20 protein-coding genes are annotated in these 21,426 nt (G+C 58.9%); 8 read left to right on the forward strand and 12 right to left on the reverse strand.

The window, feature by feature from the left end; all coding sequences use genetic code 11:
- Positions 1-58: 58 nt before the first annotated feature.
- From ABIC80_RS04505 to ABIC80_RS04520, 4 genes are all read right to left on the reverse strand, one after another.
- The gene (locus ABIC80_RS04505; protein ID WP_200135719.1) at positions 59-1,039 is read right to left on the reverse strand and encodes a GlxA family transcriptional regulator; all 981 of its coding nucleotides are present in this window, start codon (positions 1,037-1,039) and stop codon (positions 59-61) included.
- Between the two features lie 115 nt (positions 1,040-1,154).
- Positions 1,155-1,412 (reverse strand): hypothetical protein, encoded by a 258-nt coding sequence (locus tag ABIC80_RS04510; RefSeq protein WP_200135720.1) that lies wholly within the window; start codon positions 1,410-1,412, stop codon positions 1,155-1,157.
- 381 nt (positions 1,413-1,793) lie between these two features.
- Positions 1,794-2,291, reverse strand: a complete 498-nt coding sequence (locus ABIC80_RS04515) for a ferritin-like domain-containing protein (protein WP_034812573.1) — start codon at positions 2,289-2,291, stop codon at positions 1,794-1,796.
- A 100-nt stretch (positions 2,292-2,391) separates the two neighbouring features.
- Positions 2,392-2,577: a general stress protein gene (locus ABIC80_RS04520; protein ID WP_034812569.1), complete on the reverse strand. Its 186-nt coding sequence runs from the start codon at positions 2,575-2,577 to the stop codon at positions 2,392-2,394.
- A 531-nt stretch (positions 2,578-3,108) separates the two neighbouring features.
- Here ABIC80_RS04520 and fdhF point away from each other — a divergent pair.
- From fdhF to ABIC80_RS04545, 5 genes are all read left to right on the forward strand, one after another.
- Entirely contained in the window at positions 3,109-6,081 is a 2,973-nt protein-coding gene (gene fdhF / locus ABIC80_RS04525) for a formate dehydrogenase subunit alpha (protein WP_429175717.1), read from the forward strand.
- Positions 6,081-6,560 (forward strand): DUF1641 domain-containing protein, encoded by a 480-nt coding sequence (locus ABIC80_RS04530; protein WP_042713783.1) that lies wholly within the window; start codon positions 6,081-6,083, stop codon positions 6,558-6,560. Before fdhF ends, ABIC80_RS04530 begins: the two co-directional genes overlap by 1 nt.
- Positions 6,560-7,939 carry a cytochrome ubiquinol oxidase subunit I gene (locus ABIC80_RS04535; RefSeq protein ID WP_429175719.1) on the forward strand — a complete coding sequence of 460 codons (1,380 nt, stop codon included), beginning with the start codon at positions 6,560-6,562 and terminating at the stop codon, positions 7,937-7,939. Before ABIC80_RS04530 ends, ABIC80_RS04535 begins: the two co-directional genes overlap by 1 nt.
- A 1-nt stretch (position 7,940) precedes the next feature.
- Positions 7,941-8,927, forward strand: a complete 987-nt coding sequence (locus ABIC80_RS04540) for a cytochrome d ubiquinol oxidase subunit II (protein WP_429175721.1) — start codon at positions 7,941-7,943, stop codon at positions 8,925-8,927.
- A gap of 68 nt (positions 8,928-8,995) precedes the next feature.
- Positions 8,996-9,205 carry a hypothetical protein gene (locus ABIC80_RS04545; protein WP_034812560.1) on the forward strand — a complete coding sequence of 70 codons (210 nt, stop codon included), beginning with the start codon at positions 8,996-8,998 and terminating at the stop codon, positions 9,203-9,205.
- A gap of 228 nt (positions 9,206-9,433) precedes the next feature.
- On the opposite strand, the gene katG is transcribed toward ABIC80_RS04545, so the two are convergent.
- Positions 9,434-11,623, reverse strand: a complete 2,190-nt coding sequence (gene katG / locus ABIC80_RS04550) for a catalase/peroxidase HPI (protein WP_429175723.1) — start codon at positions 11,621-11,623, stop codon at positions 9,434-9,436.
- A gap of 263 nt (positions 11,624-11,886) precedes the next feature.
- On the opposite strand from katG, the gene ABIC80_RS04555 reads away from it, so the two are divergent.
- Both ABIC80_RS04555 and ABIC80_RS04560 read left to right on the forward strand, forming a co-directional pair.
- Positions 11,887-12,636 carry an OBAP family protein gene (locus tag ABIC80_RS04555; RefSeq protein WP_076769975.1) on the forward strand — a complete coding sequence of 250 codons (750 nt, stop codon included), beginning with the start codon at positions 11,887-11,889 and terminating at the stop codon, positions 12,634-12,636.
- Positions 12,637-12,653: 17 nt separating this feature from the next.
- Positions 12,654-13,487 (forward strand): MBL fold metallo-hydrolase, encoded by an 834-nt coding sequence (locus ABIC80_RS04560; RefSeq protein WP_429175724.1) that lies wholly within the window; start codon positions 12,654-12,656, stop codon positions 13,485-13,487.
- 45 nt (positions 13,488-13,532) lie between these two features.
- Here the strand turns inward: ABIC80_RS04560 and ABIC80_RS04565 are convergent, their stop codons facing one another.
- A complete protein-coding gene (locus ABIC80_RS04565) occupies positions 13,533-14,411 on the reverse strand; it encodes a manganese catalase family protein (RefSeq protein WP_023479276.1) in 879 nt (292 codons plus the stop codon).
- Between the two features lie 24 nt (positions 14,412-14,435).
- Positions 14,436-14,942, reverse strand: coding sequence for a ferritin-like domain-containing protein (locus ABIC80_RS04570; RefSeq protein WP_023479263.1), 507 nt, complete (start codon positions 14,940-14,942; stop codon positions 14,436-14,438).
- 356 nt (positions 14,943-15,298) lie between these two features.
- Between ABIC80_RS04570 and ABIC80_RS04575 the strand changes: the two genes are divergently transcribed.
- Positions 15,299-15,997, forward strand: a complete 699-nt coding sequence (locus tag ABIC80_RS04575) for a helix-turn-helix domain-containing protein (RefSeq protein WP_429175727.1) — start codon at positions 15,299-15,301, stop codon at positions 15,995-15,997.
- On the opposite strand, the gene ABIC80_RS04580 is transcribed toward ABIC80_RS04575, so the two are convergent.
- Genes ABIC80_RS04580 through ABIC80_RS04600 form a run of 5 tightly spaced genes read right to left on the reverse strand, consistent with a single transcriptional unit; the run spans position 15,980 to position 20,837 of the window.
- The gene (locus tag ABIC80_RS04580) at positions 15,980-16,573 is read right to left on the reverse strand and encodes a bifunctional 4-hydroxy-2-oxoglutarate aldolase/2-dehydro-3-deoxy-phosphogluconate aldolase (RefSeq protein WP_200581482.1); all 594 of its coding nucleotides are present in this window, start codon (positions 16,571-16,573) and stop codon (positions 15,980-15,982) included. The genes ABIC80_RS04575 and ABIC80_RS04580 overlap by 18 nt on opposite strands.
- Positions 16,563-17,456: a 2-dehydro-3-deoxygalactonokinase gene (locus ABIC80_RS04585; protein WP_200135727.1), complete on the reverse strand. Its 894-nt coding sequence runs from the start codon at positions 17,454-17,456 to the stop codon at positions 16,563-16,565. Before ABIC80_RS04585 ends, ABIC80_RS04580 begins: the two co-directional genes overlap by 11 nt.
- Positions 17,453-18,349: a dihydrodipicolinate synthase family protein gene (locus ABIC80_RS04590; protein WP_429175729.1), complete on the reverse strand. Its 897-nt coding sequence runs from the start codon at positions 18,347-18,349 to the stop codon at positions 17,453-17,455. The genes ABIC80_RS04585 and ABIC80_RS04590 overlap by 4 nt, the downstream gene beginning before the upstream one ends.
- Positions 18,343-19,506: a mandelate racemase/muconate lactonizing enzyme family protein gene (locus ABIC80_RS04595; protein ID WP_429175732.1), complete on the reverse strand. Its 1,164-nt coding sequence runs from the start codon at positions 19,504-19,506 to the stop codon at positions 18,343-18,345. The genes ABIC80_RS04590 and ABIC80_RS04595 overlap by 7 nt, the downstream gene beginning before the upstream one ends.
- A gap of 17 nt (positions 19,507-19,523) precedes the next feature.
- Positions 19,524-20,837: an MFS transporter gene (locus ABIC80_RS04600; protein ID WP_076769971.1), complete on the reverse strand. Its 1,314-nt coding sequence runs from the start codon at positions 20,835-20,837 to the stop codon at positions 19,524-19,526.
- Positions 20,838-21,426: the final 589 nt, after the last annotated feature.

Consider the following 21,426-nt stretch of genomic DNA (forward strand, 5'->3'; position numbering starts at 1 on the left):
GGTCTGCATTCACTGTAGGCCTGGCATCTTTTGGCGTAAATGACAAAAAAGGATCACTTTACGCCAAAGTGCGGCGGTGGAAGCGCTGGCGATATTCGCCGGGGGTGAGGTGCAACTGGCGTTCAAAGGTGCGGCGCAGGTTGATGCTGCTGCCAAAGCCGGTTTGCAGGGCGATGCGATCCAGCGTGTCGCGGCTCTGCTCAAGCCTGTCGCGCGCGGCGGCAAGGCGCGCTTCGGCAACATAACGCGCCGGGGAGATGCCGGTTTCGCGGGTAAAGACGCGGGTAAAATTGCGCGGGCTCATTGCCACCTGTTCGGCCAGCGCCTCCACGCTTAAATCCGCTGCGAGGTTTTGCAATATCCAGCTTTGCAGCGTGCTGATTGGCCCACTGTTTTCGGCCTGTTGCAGATGGTAGCGGCTGAACTGGAGTTGCCCGCCGGGGCGGCGCAGATACATCACCAGATCCTGCGCCACATCGCGGGCGAGGGTAAATCCGTAATCCTCCTCCACCAGCGCAAGGGTGAGATCGAACCCGGAGCTGACGCCGCCGGAGGTCCAGACCGGGCCATCCTGAATATAGAGCGGGCCGCTCTCAACCGTAATAGTGGGATAGCAACGCTGCATCGTCTCCAGCAGCCGCCAGTGTGTTGTCGCCCGGCGACCATCAAGCAGACCCGCCTGCGCCAGCAGCATCGCGCCGCCGCAGATGGAGACCACGCGGCGCGCGTGGGGGGCGGCAAGACGCAGCCAGTCCACCACCGCCGTGCCTTCCTCTTCGTCGTTACCGCGACCGGTGATCATAATAGTGTCCCAGGGCTTGCGCGGATCGATCTCCGGCAGCCGATGGTCGGCTAACAGGTTTAAACCAGACTGACCATGGATCACCGGGTGAGGTTGGGTAGTGGCAATACGCAGGGTGTAACGGGGTTCACCGGTGCCGTCCGGGTGCAGGCGATTGGCCTGCATCAGAATGTCGGCAATACCGGCGGATTCAAACAGCATGCCGCCATCGGGCACAATAATCAGGAAGGTTTTCATGTCCTGAAAAGTACGCTGATAACAAAATAAGTCAACCAGCGGAGATAAAAATGCCCGGCGTATAAAGGCCGGGCAAGTCAGGCAAGGCACGTAGCGGGAGGGTCTTTACCCTCTGTTACTCATGTTGTTCAGCCAGCTCCTGCACCTGCTGGCGATTTGCCATCCTTGCGACGAGGTATTGCTGGAGCGGATCGAGCTTCGGTTCACGGTGTGCGCGTAGCATTGCGTCTTCATTACTGGCGGCCACCTGTACCGGTACGAAGGGTTTTTCCAGGCGAGTACGTTCAAACTCATCCTGCACCTGCCAGCCGAGATCGGCGCTGGTGCGCGAATTAACACGGACATTCCTTACACGTTTCAGGTTCTGTTGCATATCTTGTTCCTCATCGGTGACGACAGCCTGTCTGATTGCGAATCGAGGTGCCGACATTGCCGCAATATGTTCCAGGAGTGGTGATCGTAAAGACCACGCCAGTAAAAGAGGGATGCCGCTGTAACACACCGTGCATCCTGAAATAGTTTAGTACGGCTAATCAAAGTGCTAAATCAAGGGATTAGGTCATTCTTATGTTAATGACCGCTCAGGTTATCGCCGTTAATTTATCGTGCAATAACAAGAGTTCGCCCTGCCTGACTTTTGCCGTACCGTTTACCTTGGTGTTCGCATACTCTTTTGGCTGATAACGCCTTTAAATTGACCGCAGATTAATTCACTGTCATTTAAAGCAGTTATCAGCCACAACGAAGCGGAAAATTATTCCACTTCTGCTTTCTGGTTAATTTTGCTGGTGGCGATTTTAGTCAGGAGATTATCGGTATTTTTCTCCTCTTCCAGCGTTTGCGCCAGCAGCTCAGCGGCTTTCTTATAGCCCAGCTGTTTTGCCAGCGTGCAGAGCGTGCCGTAAGAGGCAATTTCGTAGTGCTCTACTTTTTGCGCTGCGGCAATCAGGCCCGCATCGCGCAGGGTGCCTTTTTCGCTCGCTTCGATCACTTCGTTCGCTTCTTCAACCAGACCTTCCATCGCATGACATTTCATACGTTTCAGTTTCACGTTAGCTTCTGCTTCCAGCAGCATATCGATACGTTCAATCTGACCATGGGTCTCTTCCAGGTGCTGTTTAAATGCCTGCACCAGCTCAGCGTTAGAGGCTTCGCGCGCCATTTTGGTCAGTGCGCGCGCCAGCTGCTTCTCAGCGCTGTAAATGTCGGATAAACCATGAATAAAAAGGTCGTTAAGCGTATTAATCTGCATAATATCCACCCAATAATAGCGTTAAAAATAGCGAGCCATCGCTGGCTCGCCAGTTATTAATCTTTAATTTCAAAGCAGTAATTATTCCGTCACAGCAATATTAGTTATTGCCGGATTTACGGCCGCCGCTGTGGCTATTCTGGCCGCCTTTTTTACCTGCTTCGGAAGCGCGCTGCGGATCGTTTTTGAAATTACCGCCGCTCTGTTGACCGCCTTTGCGGCCTGCTTCTGATGCCTTTTCACGATTCTCGGCGAAATTACCTGAGCCACCACGATGTTCAGCCATAATATTTCTCCTGTTTCGTTGTTTCAGTGTAACGACACTTTATTTGTGAGCAGTGTCGCCGGCGTTCGTCATTAAATTTAGACCCGCTTGTGGAATAGTCAAACGGCAGGGGGAAGGCGGGAATTAACAAAAATATAATATCGTTTAAGAGGATATATTTTAATTAGACCAAACGGTCATCTGAAAGGCATCTTTAAAATAAGTGACTTAGCGAAAAGTAAAGCTCAATCCGAATAATAACCCACGAAACTATCGACGTTGATTGTCACAAAACATTCTTGCGCTGCGCTTTTTTTGACAAAAATTTACGTTCGAAAGGGTGAGATATATCATTTTTGCTTATGGTTTTGAGAGAAATCTTAGGCTTACGAATAAATATATCGTGGCCGTTTGGCTCAGCGGGGCGGCAGGGTCTACGTTTAAACCTTAATAACCGATACGCCACCCGAACAGGGGCGACGAGGCGCGCTGCAACGCGTGGCCGATTGCACCGGGAGTGGACGTACAGCCCTTTATTGGTGAGGAAGTAACATGAGCCTGCAAAAATGTACCGTCATTTATGATGGTAAGCCCCTTATTGGCCCGGCGGACATGCCGCTGATCCCCTTCCTTGAACACTGTAATGTGAAACTGCCCCACGTCTGTTACCACCCGGCGCTCGATCCGCTGCAAACCTGCGATGTCTGCTGGGTGGAATCGGAAGGAGAACTGGTGCGCGGCTGTACGCTGCGTAGCCGCGAAGGCATGGTGATTACTTCAGCGAACGAGCCCGCCCGCGCGGCGCGCGAAGAGGGGATGGATCGGCTGCTGGCAAAACATGAACTCTACTGCACCGTCTGCGAACACAACACTGGCGACTGCACACTGCATAACACCGTGGTGGATATGCATATCCCGATTCAGCGCTATGCCTTTGAGCGCAAACCCTATGTCAAAGATCACTCCAACCCCTTTTATACCTACGATCCCGATCAGTGCATTCTCTGCGGCCGCTGTGTGGATGCCTGCCAGAATGTTGAAGTGAATGAGACCCTGAGCATCGATTACACCATGGAGCACCCGCGCGTGTTGTGGGACGGCGGCACGCAGATTGCCGGTTCCAGCTGTGTCAGCTGTGGGCACTGCGTCACGGTCTGCCCCTGCAATGCGCTAATGGAGAAGAGCATGCAGCCCGACGCCGGGCCGTTCACTTCGATGCGCCAGTCGCTAAAGCGCCCGCTGATCGACATCATCAAAACCCTCGAGAACTCCACCGGGGCGGAGATTATCTCCGGCGTTTCGGTGATTGATACCCACCTGCGCCAGCAGGAGATCAAACGCACCAAAACCGTCTGCACCTACTGCGGTGTTGGCTGCTCCTTTGAGATGTGGACCCGCGATCGCCACCTGTTAAAGGTGCAGCCGAGCGTCGAAGCGCCGGTTAACAGCATCTCCACCTGCGTGAAGGGTAAATTTGCCTGGGACTTTATCAACAGCCCGGAGCGCATCACCACACCGCTGATCCGCGAAAACGGGCGCTTCCGCCCGGCAAGCTGGGATGAGGCGCTCGATCTGGTGGCGACACGCCTGCTCTCGATCCGCGATAACGCTGGCGCAGAGAGCATCGGTTTTATCGGCTCCAGCAAAGGCAGCAATGAAGAGGCCTACCTGACGCAGAAAATTGCCCGCGCGATTATTGGCACCAACAGCGTTGATAACTCCTCCCGCTACTGCCAGAACCCGGCGACCGAAGGGCTGTTCCGCACCGTTGGCTACGGCGGCGATGCCGGTACCATCGAGGATCTTATCAAGGCCGATCTGGTGATCATTGTTGGCAGCAACACCGCCGAAAACCATCCGGTGATCGCCTCACGTCTGAAAGCAGCGAAAAAGCATCATGGGCAGCAGTGGCTGGTGGTCGATCCGCGCCGTCACGAAATGGCCGGGCGCGCTGATCTACATCTGCGCATTCAGCCCGGAAGCGATCTCGCCTGGGCCAGCGCCATGTCGCGCTACATGTTTGATAACGGCTATGCCGATGAGGCGTTTCTCGCCAGTAGAGTCAATAAGGTGGAGGAGTATCGCCAGTCCCTTGCCCCGTTCACACTTGATTTTGCCGCCGAACAGACCGGCTTATCGCCCGAGCTCCTCACCCGTGCCGCCGAGATGATCGGCAAGGCCGGGCGTGTCTGCATTATGTGGGCGATGGGCATCACGCAGCACAGCCATGGCGCAGACGCCAGCACCGCGCTCTCCAACCTGTTACTGGTGACGGGCAACTATGGGCGGCCGGGCACTGGCGGCTATCCGATGCGCGGACATAATAATGTGCAGGGGGCGAGCGATTTCGGCTGCCTGAAAAACTTCTACCCCGGCTATGAGTCCGTCAGCGATCCCGCCGTGCGCGCCAAGTGGGCAAACGCCTGGGGCGTGCCAGCGGAACGGCTCTCGCTGGAGGTGGGGGAGGACAACTTTATGATGGTGAAGATGGCGCGCGAAAAGCAGATCCGCGCCATGTATGTGATCGGCGAAGATACCGCCTTTGCGGATGCCGATGCCCACAGTGTGCATGAAGGCTTCACTGACCTCGACTTCCTGGTGGTGCAGGATCTCTTTCTCAGCCGCACCGCGCAGTTTGCCGACGTGGTGCTGCCCGGCTGCCCGAGCGTGGAAAAAGAGGGCAGCTTCGTCAATACCGAGCGGCGCATCCAGCGTTTTTATCCGGTGATGCCGCCACTCGGCGACAGCCGCCCGGACTGGCAGATCCTCACCCAGCTCGCCGCGCGTATGGGCTATGACTGGGGGTATCAACATCCGCAGGAGATTATGCATGAGGCCGCGAGCATTGCGCAGAGCTTCGCGGGCGTCAGCTATCAGCGCCTCGAAGGGTGGAAGTCGCAAATCTGGCCGGTGAAGGCGGATGGCAGCAGCACGCCGCTGCTCTATACCGAGCGCTTTAACACGCCGGATGGGCGCGCCAATCTCTACCCGCTAAGCTGGAGTGCGCCGGAAGAGCGTGCCGATGAGGAATACGATCTGCATCTTAACAATGGCCGCATGCTGGAGCATTTCCAGTCGACCAACCAGAGCGGGCAGGGCGGGCGCACCACCAGCCTGTCGCCAAACGGGTTTGTGGAGGTCAGCCCGACCCTTGCCGCTGCGCGCGGGTTGCAGGAGGGAAGCTGGGTGAAACTCACCTCCCGACGCGGCGAGATCGACGTGCCGGTGGTGATCACCGATCGCGTGGCGGGCAACGAACTCTTTATCCCTATTCATCACGGCAAAGAGGGCGTCAATATCCTTACCGGCGAGCACCACGATCCGCAGGTCAACACCCCGGCCTATAAGGAGCTGGCGGTGCGCATGACGCTGCTCGATCGCCCGCCGCTGCCGGACCCGCTACCGAAACACAATTTCCGCCATGGCAGCCGCACGCCGATTGATAAGGTGCCTGTCGAAGAGAAGTGGCAGCGCGACGACTACCGCCAGCCCCCCGCAAGCGAACCCCACCCGGAGAAATTTTAATGGCTAAAGCAATTGATTATCAGCCGGAGCCGGCCAAAATCGGCCCCGACGCCCATGAAGAGCTGGAGCGTCTACTTCAGACGCTGCATAAACATGGCGTGCTGCGCCTCGCCAACGATGTGGTTGGCGCCAATAACGAAATCGCCGAAGTGTTGGTAAAGGGCCTGCAGCGCGAAGGGACGCTCAACGCCCTGCAAAATATCTCGGTGCTGCTGATGGCGCTCTCCAGCGTCTCGCCGGACAAGATGTACAAGCTGGCCTTTGGCCTGCGCGACATGGCAGAGGCCTTCAGCCAGCCGCCGTCGCAGGAGCAGCATAAAGCGCCGGGGGTGCACGGCGTATGGAAGATGTTGCAGGACGATGAGTTGTGGGGCGCCGTGCAGCCGCTATTACAGGGGCTGAAAGCTTTTTCGCGGCGCATGGAGGAGCCGGTGGATAAACCGATCTCCGCCTTCACCGGCAAACCCAGCGACGCGTAATGAGCCAGGAGTTCGCTCTGCTGCTGGCGCGCAGCCAGTTTGCCTTCACCATCGGCTTTCATATTGTGCTGGCGGCTTTTACCCTCGGCCTCGCGCTGTTTCTGATGTTTCTGGAAGGGATGTGGCTGTGGCGCAGGCAGCCAGTGTGGCTCTCGCTCTGGCGCTACTGGAGCAAGATCTTCGCCCTCAATGTGGCGGTCGGCGTGGTCACCGGCGTGGTGATGGAGTTTGTTTTCGGCACCAACTGGAGCGCACTCTCCAGCCGCGCCGGGGCAATACTCGGGCCGATGATGTATATGGAGATCCTCGTCGCCTTCTTCCTCGAGGCAGGGTTTATGGGGGTGATGCTCTTCGGCATGGGCCGGGTGCGCCCGTGGGTGCACTTTATGGCTACCACCATTGTCGCCACCGGTACGCTGTTCAGCGCTTTCTGGATCCTTGCGGCCAACTCATGGATGCAGACGCCGGACGGTTACACGCTGGCAGCCGACGGGCGTTTTCTGCCCGTCGACTGGTGGGCGGCCATTTTTAATCCCTCCTTTCCGTGGCGGCTGGCGCATATGACGGTGGCGGCGCTGCTCGGCACCGCCTGCCTGGTGGCGGCCTGCGGTGCATGGCATCTGCTGCGCGACGCCCGTGCCCTGCCTGCGCGCAAAATGTTCTCGCTGGCAATGTGGATGCTGATGCTGCTGGCACCTTTGCAGGTGGTGCTGGGCGATCTGCATGGCGAGAACACCCGCGATCATCAACCGATCAAACTGGCGGCAATGGAGGGGGCGTGGGATCCGCCGCCTGCGGGCGAAGGTGAACCGCTGCGCCTCTTTGCGCTGCCGGATATGCAGGCGCGGCGTAACCATTACGAAGTCGCCATCCCCAATATTGGCTCGCTCTATCTGCGGCACAATTTGCAGGGGCGCATCCATACGTTGAACCAGTATCCGGCGGCGGATCTGCCGTGGGTGCCGGGGGTGTTCTGGGCCTTTCGCCTGATGGTTGGCCTCGGTCTGCTGATGGTGGCAACCGGCATTGCGGGGCTGGTGGTGCGCCTGCGCGGCAGGTTGTGGCAGGCACGCTGGCTACACCGTGTGATGGTGCTGATGGCCCCCGCGGGCTTTGTGGCGATGCTCGCAGGCTGGTGGGTCACGGAGACCGGACGCCAGCCGTGGAGCGTGTACGGCGTGTTGCGCACCGTGGATAGCGTCTCGCCGGTCAGCGGGCAACTGGTGCTCGGGTCGCTTATCGCCACCGTGCTGGTCTATTTACTGGTCTTCGCCCTCGGCCTGTGGTTTTTACTCAAACTGATGTCGCACCTGCCCACTGAGGATGAGCCGGGCGCGGCACCGGAAGTGGCGCAGCGTAGCGGCAAGGGGGAGCAGTAGTATGTTAACGATCCTTGGTTTTCCCTGGCTTGAAACGCTTTCAGCCGTCGCGCTGGCGGGCAGTCTGCTGATCTACGTACTCCTCGATGGCACCGATCTGGGAGCCGGGATCCTCACCGGTTTTCAGCGCAGCCCACAGTCGCGGCAGGATATTAACCTCTCGCTGCTGCCGGTGTGGGACGGGAATGAAACCTGGCTGGTGCTGGCGGCGGGCGGCCTGCTCGGCCTCTTTCCGCTGGCCTACGCCATTGTGCTGAGCGCGCTCTATATTCCGCTGTTCGTGATGATGCTGGCGCTGGTGGTGCGCGGCATGGCGATTGAGTTTCGCCCCCATGCGCCACGGCTTTTCGACGCGATGCTCGTTAGCGGCTCGCTCCTCACTGCGCTGGCGCAGGGCGTGGTGGTCGGTTCGCTGATACAGGGGATCGCTACCGACGGGCAGCAGTTTACCGGCAGCGCGTTCGCCTGGCTGCGGCCCTTTCCCCTTTACTGCGGCGTGGCGCTGGCGCTGGGCTATGCGTGGCTCGGCGCGGGCTGGCTGGTGTGGCGCATGACCGGTGAACTGCGCACATGGGCGCGACGCGTGTTGCCGTGGCTGGCGCTGATTGGCCTGGTGATGATTGCAGGCCTGCTGGTGTGGTGCGCGCAGTTACAGGAGAGCTGGCGGCAGCATCTGCTCAACCCGTTCTTATGGGGGCCCTCTCTTGCCGTGGCGCTTGCAGGTATGGCGCTGTTTATTGTTGGCCTGCGCAAAGGGCGTGATTTTTTGCCGTTGCTCGGCGTGCTGGTGATGGTCAGCGTGGCGTTTTGCCTGCTTGCCTTCACGCTCTTTCCGTGGATCGTGCCGCCACATCTTACTCTCAGCCAGGCGGCGGCACCGCCTGCCACGCAAACATTCCTGCTGATCAGTTATGGCCTGTTGGTGCCGGTGACGCTGCTCTACAACACGTGGGGATTTCGGTTATTTAGTGGAAAAATTGGCGGCTAGTCTGGCAAAAGCGGTCTATAAGAATAGGGGCGATGGTTTCTACAACGGCACTACGCGGAGAGGGCTTTATGTCCAGAGCAAAAGCGTACAACCTGAAACAGGCGTATCAGATGGCGACATCGGGCAAATATCAGCAGGTCGAGCTGGCATTTGATGTCGATGCCGATACCTTTTTTATGTTAACCACCAACTATGGTTTGAGCGGGGCGAAAATCGAACGCCACGATCGCCATTTTGTGCTGACGCTGGAGCAGGAGACCTCCCACACCTCGGGCTAAAATGCCACGCAACTGTCACACCGGCGTGACAATCATCCCTTTTAATGACCGCAAGCCTGCCGGAAAGCCTGCGGCTTGATCTGTTGTTACCCGAATTTTTGGCGGCTGCTTTGCCGCCGCACTTAACTCGTTATCACACACTTTTCCCGGCAAACTGCCGGGGTTTTTTTGCCATAAAAAAGCCTGCGCCCCTTTTCAGGCGGCGCAGGCGTGTACGTTGACGCGAGCTTACAGCAGGTCGAAGCGATCCAGATTCATCACTTTCGTCCAGGCGGCGACGAAGTCGGTGACAAACTTCTCTTTGCCGTCGGCGCTGGCATAGACTTCCGCCAGGGCGCGCAGCACCGAGTTGGAGCCAAACACCAGGTCGGCGCGGGTGGCGGTAAACTTCACCTCACCGCTGCGACGATCGCGGCCGTCAAACAGTTCGCCTTTGTCGTCGCTCGCCTGCCAGACGGTGCGCATATCGAGCAGATTGACGAAGAAGTCGGTATTCAGTACGCCCACGTTGTCAGTAAAGACGCCGTGTTTGCTGCCATCATAGTTGGCACCCAGCGCACGCAGGCCGCCAACCAGCGCGGTCATCTCCGGCGCGGTCAAGGTCAGCTGCTGGGCTTTATCCACCAGCAGCGTTTCGGTGCTGACGCCATCCCAGACGCGGCGATAGTTGCGGAAACCATCGGCCAGCGGCTCCATTAAAGCAAAGGAGTCAACGTCGGTCTGATCCTGACGCGCATCCACGCGGCCCGGCGTGAAGGGAACGGTGATCTGCACCCCGGCAGCTGCTGCCGCTTTTTCCACCCCGACCACACCTGCCAGCACAATTACATCCGCCAGCGACGCTTTGCCGGAGGTCTGCTGAATGCTTTGCAGGGCAGGCAGCGCTTTCGCCGCAATGGCATTCACTTCCCAGCCGTTCTGCGGGGCCAGCGCCAGACGCGCGCCGTTAGCGCCGCCGCGTTTGTCGCCACCGCGGAAGGTGGAGGCTGACGCCCAGGCGACAGAGACCAGCTCACTCACCGACAGGCCAGATTCGGCAATCGCCGCTTTCAGGCTGGCAATATCAGCACCGTTTGGCTGATGCACTGCCGTCGGCAGCGGATCCTGCCAGATCAGATCTTCTTTCGGCACTTCCGGGCCAATGTAGCGTGATTTCGGCCCCATATCGCGGTGGGTCAGTTTGAACCACGCGCGGGCAAACGCTTCGTTAAACGCCTGCGGATCGTTAAGGAAGCGGCGGGAAATTTTCTCGAAATCTGGGTCAAAACGCAGGGTCAGGTCAGTCACCAGCATTGTCGGTTTGCGTTTCTTCTCCGGGTCGAACGGATCCGGGATGACTGCATCGGCATCGACCGCTTCAAACTGGATTGCGCCGCCCGGGCTGCGGGTCTGCACCCACTCATATTTGAACAGGTTCTCGAAGAAGTAGTGGCTCCACTGCGTCGGGGTTTGCGTCCACGCCACTTCCAGCCCGGAGGTGATGGCATCTGCGCCAACGCCGCTACCATAACTGCTGCTCCAGCCAAGCCCTTGCGCTTCCAGCGGCGCGGTTTCCGGGTCAGCACCGACATAATCCGGTGCATGGGCCGCACCGTGGGTTTTGCCCAGCGTATGACCACCTGCGATCAGCGCCACGGTCTCTTCGTCATTCATCCCCATATTGCCAAAGGTCGCGCGGATCGCGGCGGCGGCAGAGATCGGCTCCCCGCTGGCGTTTGGCCCTTCCGGGTTAACGTAAATCAGCCCCATCTCGGTCGCACCAATGGCGGCCTGCGCCAGGCTTTCCGGGTGGCGGTGGGTCAGCCACTCCTTCTCGCTGCCCCAGTCCACGTCCATATCCGGTTCCCAGACATCTTCGCGGCCTGCGCCAAAACCAAAGGTACGGAAGCCGGAGTTCTCCAGCGCAACGTTACCGGCGAGGATCATCAAATCGGCCCAGGAGATCTGCTGCCCATACTTCTGTTTCACCGGCCACAGCAGGCGGCGGGCTTTGTCGAGGCTAACGTTATCAGGCCAGGAGTTGAGCGGGGCGAAACGCTGCTGACCACGGCCAGAGCCGCCGCGTCCGTCAACGGTGCGGTAGGTGCCGGCGCTGTGCCAGGCCATACGAATAAAGAGACCAATGTAGCTGCCCCAGTCTGCGGGCCACCACTCCTGGGAGTCGGTGAGCACGCCGCGAATATCGGCTTTCAGGGCGCTGTAATCGAGTTGTTTAAAGGCTTCGCGGTAGTTGAACTGCTCGCCCAGCGGGTTCGAGCGGCTGGAGTGCTGATTTAACAGATCGACACGCAGTTGGTTCGGCCACCAGTCACGGTTGGTGGTAGGTCCGCTGCTTTTCGTTTCCGGCTTGCTGGCTTCATGATGAAACGGGCATTTGCCCATTCCGGCATCGCGGTTAGTCTCGTCTGACGTGCTCATAACTGGCTCCATTGGCTTACGTATGCCGTTACGATATCTCGCCGCCATAGTTAAAGGTACTTGGATGAATCTACGGATTTGATAGTTAATACCTTTCTTAGAAATCAGACCGCTTAGCGGCACACTCCCCGGTTATGGATGGGGATATATCGTGCAGCCCGCGCCACCGCTGCGTTTGCGCCGATCTGATTTGCCGTTTTCACTGGCTGAATAGCCGCAATGGGCTACCCTCATAACTCCAGATCATGATCAAAGGAGAGACAATGAAAAGGCTGGCCCTGTACCTCGTACTTCCCCTCGCTCTTGCCGGATGCAACGCCAATAACACCCCGCCGCAGACGCCGATCCCCGGTGAAAAAACCTCGGGTAAATTACAGACGCTGGAGAGCGGCGCGGCGGTGATGCAGTCCCGCCCGCCAATTGACGCCATCAGCACCTATCTCGACGGTTTCCACTTCTACAGCGGTAACCAGAAGGGGCAGATGGAGGCGCACCACTATGTCACCGTGTTAAATGAGGATGTGATGCAGGCGGTGATCTACGACGGCAATACCCGCGATGCGCGCCTGATGGGCGTGGAGTACATCATCAGCGAGCGGCTGTTCAAAACCCTGCCAGCGGAGGAGAAAAAGCTCTGGCACAGCCATCGCTATGAGGTGAAATCCGGCAGCCTGGTCGCGCCGGGCCTGCCTGCGGTGGCGGATAAGGCGCTGATGAGCAAAATCGTCAACACCTACGGCAAAACCTTCCATACCTGGCACACGGATCGCGATAAAACCCTGCCGCTTGGCACCCCGGCGCTGATGATGGGCTTTACCGCCGACGGGCAGCTCAACCCGGCGCTGCTGGTAGACCGCGATCGCCGCTTCGATATCAATACCGAAGCGATTAAAGCCGAGCGCGCCGACCTTCCGGCCAACCCTGTCGCCAAAGGGGCAGATGCCTGGGAGCAGGGGAAGGCGGTACAGCTTCGCGTCGTCCCGGTCTCTGCAGGCGCAGCCCATTCTCACTGACTTTTCGGGAGGTCACGATGATCGTCCATCACCTTAACTGTGGGTGCATGTGCCCGCTTGGCGGCGCGCTGTATGACGGCTTCAGCAAAGGGCTGCATGCGCACCTGGTCTGCCACTGTCTGCTGATCGAGACCGAACGCGACGGGCTGGTGCTGGTCGATACCGGTTTTGGCCGCGAAGATATGCAAGCCCCACAGCGCCGTCTGTCGGGCTTCTTTCGCCTGATGAATAACATCCAGCGCCGCGAGGAGCTGACCGCGCTGTCGCGCATTCAGGCGCTCGGCTTTAAGGCGGAAGATGTCCGCCATATAGTGCTGACCCATCTCGACTTTGACCATGCCGGAGGCCTGACCGATTTCCCCCATGCGCAGGTACACCTGATGCAGCAGGAGATCGACACCGCCCGGCAGCGCCACAGCTGGCTTCAGCGTGAGCGTTACCGGCCAGGGCAGTGGAGCGCGCGCTCCGGCTGGCATGGTTACGCGCCGCAGGGCGAAAGGTGGTTTGGTTTCGAGGCGGTAACGGCGCTGCATGGCCTGCCGCCGGAGATCCTGCTGGTCCCCCTTGCCGGGCATACGCCGGGACATGCGGGCGTGGCGATCCAGCGACCGGAAGGGTGGCTGCTGCACGGCGGGGATGCGTGGTTCTATCGTGAAGAGATGGGGCGTCCTGAACGCCACTGCACGCCGGGGCTGCGTTTTTATCAGTGGATGATGGGAATGGACAATCAGGCGCGCCGCGTCAACCAGCAGCGCCTGCGTGAACTCTCCTGCGCCCATAAAGCGGATCTGACGCTCTTTTGCAGCCACGATGCGCTTGAGCTGCGTGCATTGCAGCAGGGCCGGGCATAAAAAAACACACCCCGCAGGGGGTGTGTTTGTTAACCGTAAGCGGAATTACTTTTTCGACTTCGGTTCACCGGTTCCCAGTTCAAAACCGGTAATCGGTTCAACGGACGGGTCAGACATGGTGCGGTCGCTCATCGCTTTCACCATCGCCAGCTGTTCCGGCGTCAGTTGCACCGTGATCAGACCATCACCGCCATCAACGGCCGGCTGCGGATTGGCAACATACTCAAAGTTCTCGTCGCTGTTCCAGCTGCCGCGCGGATCGTCGCCTTCCGACATGTTGTAGTAGACGTTGCTGTACTGCTCAATCGGCGGCAGTTTGCCCGGCGGGAAGTTGTTGCGAATTGAGTAGAGCGCTTTTTCAAACGACATCATATGCGCCACTTCACGGGTCATCAGGAAGCCGAGCGCATCTTTTACACCCGGATCGTCGGTGAGGTTGATCAGGCGCTCATAGATGATTTTTGCCCGCGCTTCGGCGGCAATGTTAGAGCGCAGATCGGCCGTAACTTCGCCGATGGTGTCGATATAGGATGCCGTCCACGGTTTACCCGCAGAGTTGGTTAGCGCCGGGCCACCGCCGTAGAGCAGGGAGGTGACATGGCTGTCGTTACCGCTCTGCGTCAGGGAACGATAGAGTTCCGCTTCGCTCTCGGTGCCTTCCGCCAGCGCGCCTTTCGCGCCTTTGTTCAGCATACCGACCAGCGAGCCGATAATTTCGAGGTGGCTGAGTTCTTCGGTCGCGATATCCATCAGCATCTCTTTACGCCCGGCATCGTCATCACCCAGACCCTGAGTGAAGTAGCGGCACGCCGCGGCCAGTTCGCCCTGCGGTCCGCCAAACTGCTCAAGCAGCAGATTGGCGAGACCCGGGTTTGGCTCGCTAACGCGAACCGTATATTGCAGTTGTTTTACGTGACGAAACATTGCTTGCCTCCTGAATTCTAATAATTATTTTTTCGCTTCTACGCCATCCGCATCGCTGCGAAGCAGGAATTGTGCGGTAACGTCCGGAATATGATTGAGCGCCCATTCAGCCATCGCCACTTCTTCGGCAAGAATGCGTTTGAAAATATCTACGCTGGCGACATCGCCGGCTTTTTCTGCTGCGGTGATAAGGGAGGTGTAACAGGCAATCTCAAATTGCTCGAAGACATAGCTGCTGATGGAACCTTTAACGACTTCATCCGGTGCAAACATTCCGCCGAAAGCCTGACCCATCGCGGCCATTTTGCTGGTGGCATCTTTCATTACCGAACGATTAATATTATTGCGATCCATAACTTCTTCAAGTAATTGGATCTGGCCCTGCGTTTCGGTTAAATGCTGGGCAATGCGGGAACGCAGATCCGGGTAGTTATCGATACGCTCGCTCATGGACTTCAGCATCGACTCAGCCTGTTTTTCCATCGCGTGGGCATCACGTAACCAGTCATGATAGTTTTCTTGAGGTGTCATAATGTAATCCTTCTCTTCGTCGTTTTCGCGTAAGGGGAATTGTGTGCCAGCGTTTCGCTGTAGCACAGAAAATATTTTTGCAGTGATGATTGTTTCGAATAACGAACCGGGAATGATTCGCTTAGTCGTTAATTTAAATATGTGCAAGTCATCAGCTAATAATAATTTCCCTATGATCTAAAAACTCATCTCATTATTAAGCGAAGTTTTTTCGCACCCACAAATAAAACTAGCTGGAACTGCTCTTTAGTCAAATTAGGCAGCGAAAAAACCCTTATTACGCCGAGTTTGAGAACAATCTCAAAGCAGGTTATGCTTGAGCAGCGCAAATAAGCGAAGCGGCAGAGAATATAAGAATGACCAAATTAAACAGTACGGTATTTGACGCGTTTCGCTGTCTGAATTTACTGGCGACCGGCAACCGCGCGTTTGGCATTCGTGAGATTGGGCGCGAGCTGGCGCTGGACTCGGCGAAAGTGACGCGGCTGATGCAAACCTTGCTGGCATTAGAGATGGTGCAACAGGATGAGAAGCGCAAATATCGCCTCGGTATGGGCATCCACCGCCTCTCCGCCAGCGCGATCCATCACTCCGCTTTTTATACCGCCGCGCTGGAGATGCTCGAGGAGACGGGCAGCCATAACGTCTCGATTGTGATTGGCGTGCTCAGCGGCAACCAGGTGGTTTACCTGCTGCATACGCGCGGCGGCAAAAGCATCGCCCGCGCGATTGGCAATTATGAATCCTGGCCGGTGCGCGATTCGGTGATAGGCATCAAGCTGCTCGCCACCCTCAGCGATGAGGAGATCATCAATCGTATCGGCATCCACGATTACCATCTTTTGCAGCAGGATATTGAGCAGGCGCGCCAGCACCAGGTGTTTGGCAAGGCGTGGGCGCCGGGGGATTACCGGCTGGCCTGCATCATTCCGGGCATGCAGGCGGCAATTGCGCTCTCCAATATTGGCGGCGACAAGGTCAATATCGACACCCTGCGCCAGTTTCTCATCTCCGCCGCGCGCAAGATCAGCGGCGAATCACTCCCCCCGGTGTAATAACTGCTGGCAGCGCTGCGCAGTCACCGCCGCCGTCTGCCCCGGTTTATAGAGCGATGAGCCAATTCCAACGCTGTCGTAGTGGGCGAGATAAGCGGCCGCATTAGTGACATCGACCCCACCGACGGCAGAGAAGGGCACGGCCTTCGAGAGCGGGCCTTTGATCATCTGCGGAAAGTTGAGCGGCAGCGCTGAAGCAGGGAAGATCTTCAGCACATCCACCCCCAGTTCGCAGGCGCGAAAAATTTCACTGCTGCTGAACACCCCGGCGCAGACGCGCAGCCCCTGCTGCTGCGCTGCCTCAACCACGCGGGCGTCCAGGTTTGGCGTCAGGATAAACTGCGCCCCGGCCGCGCGGCACGCCGTCACCTGCTGGGCGGTCAGCACGGTGCCTGCGCCGAGCGTGATGGTGTCGCCAAACACCGAGGCTACCCGCGTAATGCTGCTCTCCCACTGCGGCGAGTTAGTAGTGATCTCAATGGTAGTAATGCCGTGATCGCGCAGGCAAGCCACCTGTTCGATGCACCCGGCGGGTTCGATCCCGCGCAGGATGGCGACAATCTGCTCAGGCTTCATCACGGAATACCTCATTCAGCCCGGCGATCAGCGCCTGCTCCGCCTCAAGGGTGGTGAAGGGGAGATCGAGCGCCTCGCAGGCGAGGGCATAGCGCGGCAGCAACGCGCGGCTGCCAATAAAGCAGACCGCCTCATGGCGCGGGTGGCCCTGCAGGATCTCATGGGCGATAAGTAAACCCGACAGCCATGCGCCCGCTGCGGCCGGGTCAAGATCGCCGAGAATATAGTGCCCGCGACAGCGAAACAGCTCGCTCACCAGCGTCGTCTCGCCGGACTCAACGTGTTGGGCAGTGGTCACGCCGCGCAGAAACGCCTCGTCGGATGCCGACTGCGCTGGCAGCCCTTTGCCGACAATCGAGTGGTTGAGCACCAGGTTCCACAGCTCGCCGGTCATCAGGGTGCGCAGGCTCTCCACCTGCTGCCGCGCACGGTTGACCGTCAGCCATTTGCTGTGGGTGCCAACGGCGGCGAAAGTCTGGCTGGTGGTCAGGGTCAGCGCACCGGCAAGCTGCATCTCCTCCCCGCGGCAGATCTCCATCACCCGCCGGTCGCAAATACCAGGACGCAGCGTAACAGGGTTGGGCAAAATGCCCGGCAGCGCGCGACCTTTTGCCGTTAACTGGGCAAAACTGAGCGGCAGCGCCAGATAGCCCGCGTCCGCGAGGCCGATATTGCTGCCGACCATGCCGCATAACAGCACCGGCAGCGTCTCATCCCAGCCCTCTTCGAGGCGCAGCAGCTGTTCGCGCAGAATATCCGGCAGCGCCTCGCGCGCGCATTTGCCCACGCCGCATTCGGCCTCAACGCTGCGAAACACCTCGCCGTTACGCACGCTGAGTGCGCGGAAATTGCTGCTGCCCCAGTCCACCGCGATGTAGTTCATCGGCTCGCCTCCAGCACCGCCAGCGGCAGGGCACGGGTCAAATCGCGCAGTTCGTCACGCGTTGCCTCATCGAGCCCTTTGGCCGGTTCACGCACCACATCGGTGGCGAAAATGCCCGCCTGGTGCAGCACGGTTTTGTGGATGGCGACACCCAGCCCCGGCTGCACGCCGTAGCGCAGGAAGGGGAGGTAGCGGTAGAAAATCGCCTGTGCTTCCTGTTTGTCGTGCTGCCAGGCGTGCAGGATGGCATTAATCACCTCCGGGAATTCGCAGGCGGGCATGGTGCCGATAATGCCCCGGCGCAGCTCCTCATAGAGAAAACCGCCATTCAGGCCGCCAAACAGCCCGACGCGATCGCCGAGCGCCTGCTTAAGCGCGCTGATCTTCAGCGTGGTCGGCGGTTGCTCCACCTTGATGTATTTGATGGAGGGGAAATCTTCGCACAGCTTCACCAGCGTCGACACCGGGATGTTCACCCCGGTCATCAGCGGCGCATCCTGCACCATGATGTCAATGTCACAGGCGGAGCAGATATCGCGCCAGAAGTTGTAGATCTCCTGCGGGCCGGGTTTTACAACCGACGGCGGATTGACCATCGCCACCTGCGCCCCCCAGCGCTGCACGCGCTGAATATCTTCAATCGCCACCACCGCCGAGGCACCACCTGCGGCAGCAATAAGGGGCAACGCGCCGGTCAGACGTTTCACACAGGCAAACAGCGCCTCTTTTTCCCCGGTCGTTAGCGCATAACCTTCCGACGCATTGCCAAACAGCGCCAGCCCGTCGATCCCCTGGGCCAGCAGAAATTTCACTAACTTCTCGATGGAGCCAAAGTCCACCGCACCATGCTCATCAAACGCCGTCGCCAGAATTGGCACATTACCCTTTAACATGTGACCCCCATTACTGATTCGCGCACCCGCGCTTCATTGATTGCAATTCCCAGACCCGCGCCCTGCGGCAGCGTGTAGTGACCCGCTTCGCACACCAGCGGCGTATCGAGCAACTGGTTGGCAAGCTCAAACACCGGCGGCTGATACTCGAGCATAAAGAGATTCGGCAGCGCGGCGGCGACGTGGATCGACGCGGCAATGCAGGGCCCGAGGCCGACGCTCAGGTGCGGCGCGACCTGCAAATTCCAGGTCTGCGCAAGGGAGGCGATATGCATCAGCTCGGTAATGCCGGTGCGCCCGACGTCCGGCTGCACAATGTCCATCGCCCGCTGTTCAATAAACGGCTTGAACTGGTAACGGGTGCGTTCGGTTTCGCCCAGCGCAATCGGCAGCGGGCTTTTTGCCCGCAATTCGCGGTGCCCGGCGATATCCTCCGGCAGCAGCGGCGCTTCAAGAAAGCCGACGCCGAGAGGATGCAGCGCGTTGGCCAGCTCTGCCGCCTGCGCCACGCTGTAGTTCCAGTGGGCATCAAGAAAGAGGCTGGCGTGCGGGCCGAGAGCGTCACGAATGGCGCGCACATTCTCAATGTCCTGCTGCACGCCGTAGCCGAGCGCCAGCTTGATGGCGTTGAAGCCTTTCTGCTGCCAGCGCAACGCCAGCGCGCAGCGCGCCGGAAGATCCGGCTCCGGCAGGCCGGAGACATAGCAGGGGATCTGCTCGCGAAACGCGCCGCCGAGCAGCTGGTAAACCGGCTGGTTGAGGATCTGGCCTTTCAGATCCCACAGCGCGATATCCACCGCCGCCAGCGCGTCAATGTGATACCCGGTGATATGGCCGCGATCGCGCATGGCGTCATACATCCGCGCATTCAATACCTGGCTGGCAAAGGGCGACTGGCCGGTTAACAGCGGCGCAAAGAGCTGCGTAATTAGCTCGGCGATCACCTGCGGCACGACGGGGGCGAGGGCTTCGCCCCAGCCGACGTGGCCGCTGTCGGTGGTGATTTTGACCAGACAGGTCTCCATCTTGCGTGAATAGACGCAGCGGTACTCCGGGCGGTAGTAGTAATCACTGTCGCTCGCCTTGACCTCGCCGCCGAGATAGGCCTGCGGCGTGGTGATTTTGAGCGGAAAACAGTCGATACGGCTGATCTTCATGACAACTCCAGGTCAGGTTAATCGAGAACTTTGCCGGCGGTCTCTTTGGCGATCCACACGACAATAAAAGAGATAAGCGCAGTGCCCATTACGTACCACGCCGGGGAGAGCGGGTCGCCGGTCAGGGTGATAAGCCCCGCCGAGGCGAACGGCGTCACGCCGCCAAATACGGCAACCGTGAGGTTGTAGGCAATGGCGATGCTGCCGTAGCGGATGGCGGTCGGGAACAGCTCAACCATCGCTGCGCCGCAGCCGCCGTTAAACATGGCGACAAACACGCCGAGCAGGCTCATAGCGGCAATCGAGGCGCCGACCGACCCCTGGCTCATCAGCAGCATCGCCGGCCAGGTGAACAGAATGAAGCCACCACAGCCCATTAACATTAGCGGGCGTCGGCCCCAGCGATCTGAGAGATAGCCGGTGAGTGGCATACAGATCGCCACACTCAGCAGCCCGAGGGTGGTGATGAGGTAGGAGTCGGTGCGGCTGTAGTGCAGGTGGGTGGAGAGATAACCCGGCATAAAGGATTGCAGCACCCAGCTGCTCACCGCTTTCACCACCACAAAGCCGGTACAAAACAGCAGGGCGGTCATTGAGGTGGAGAGGGTTTTCCGCAGCGGTGAGGCTTCGATTTTGCCGCTGGCTTTCAGCTTATGGAACTCGGCAGAGTCTTCCATATTGCGGCGCATATAGAGCCCACCGAGGCCAAGCGGGGCGGCAAGCAGGAAGGGAATACGCCAGCCCCAGTCGTTCATCGTTGCTTCGCCGAGGGTATGGGTGAGCAGCAGCACCAGCCCGGAGCCGCAGACAAAGGCCATAAAGCTGAAGTTTTCGCTCCAGCAGGTGAGCGTCGCACGGCGGTGCGGCGGCGCACTTTCCGCGAGATAGGTAATCACCCCGGAACTTTCGCCCCCGGCGGCGAAGCCCTGCACCAGGCGGGTGAGTACCAGCAGGATTGGCGCGATGATCCCGGCCTGCTGGAAGGTGGGCAAAATGCCCATCACAAAGGTGGAGATGGAGGTGATAACGATCACCGTCACCAGCACTTTGCGCCGCCCCTGGCGGTCGCCCATTGAGCCGAAGAAGAGGCCGCCGAGGGGGCGCATTAAGAAGCCGGAGCCGAAGACGGCGAAGGATTTCAGCAGGCCGATCGCCGGATCGTCGCTGACAAAGAAGTTGCTGGCGATGATCGCCGCCAGCGTGCCGTAAAGGCCGAAGTCGAACCATTCGATAAAGTGCCCGACGCCCGCTGAAAGCATGATTTTCGCGGTGCGGCGGGCGGGCACTTTCTGCTCTGTGCCGTCGTAGGGCTGTGAGGTGGTGTGCTCCATTGAGCCTCCCGTAGTGAGTAGGGTATCTGCGTTGTTGTTATCGTGCAGGCAGTGTTGGGCATCGCAGGCTGGCAGGCGAGCGGCGTGTTGTGTTGCGTGAGGCTTATCAAAGATTGTGGCGGAAAAGTGCTTCATATAGTGAAGCAGTGGATTCAGCGCATGTGCCGATGCGATTCGCTTTTGTAGGCCGGATAAGGCGAAAGCCGCCATCCGGCAATGGGCCTGGTATGTGGCATTGGTGGAAGGGTTCCGTTCACCACGGGGACGGGCTCTTCATAAATCATCTGTGCGGTGAACGGGACAAAGGGAGCGGCCGCGCTCCCCTTGTCAATCCCCGCGGCCCCGCGAGGAAATCGGTGCTACGCACTGCGCTCACCTCCCGCGTGCCTGACTGCGGCCGGCTCGACTCGACTTACTCGTTCCATTCTGGAACTCGTCCATGTCTCGGTTCGCCTCTGTCCGCCATCCATGGCGTCCAGACCTTGTCATTCCCGCTTCGGTTCGCCGATTTCAGCGGGGACACAACCCCCATCGCTGTCATATCGCAGATAAAAAAAATCGGTGTCGCTGAAACATTGCCCGATGGCGC

This window comes from Kosakonia sp. 1610 (assembly GCF_050435845.1).
Taxonomy (GTDB): domain Bacteria; phylum Pseudomonadota; class Gammaproteobacteria; order Enterobacterales; family Enterobacteriaceae; genus Kosakonia; species Kosakonia cowanii.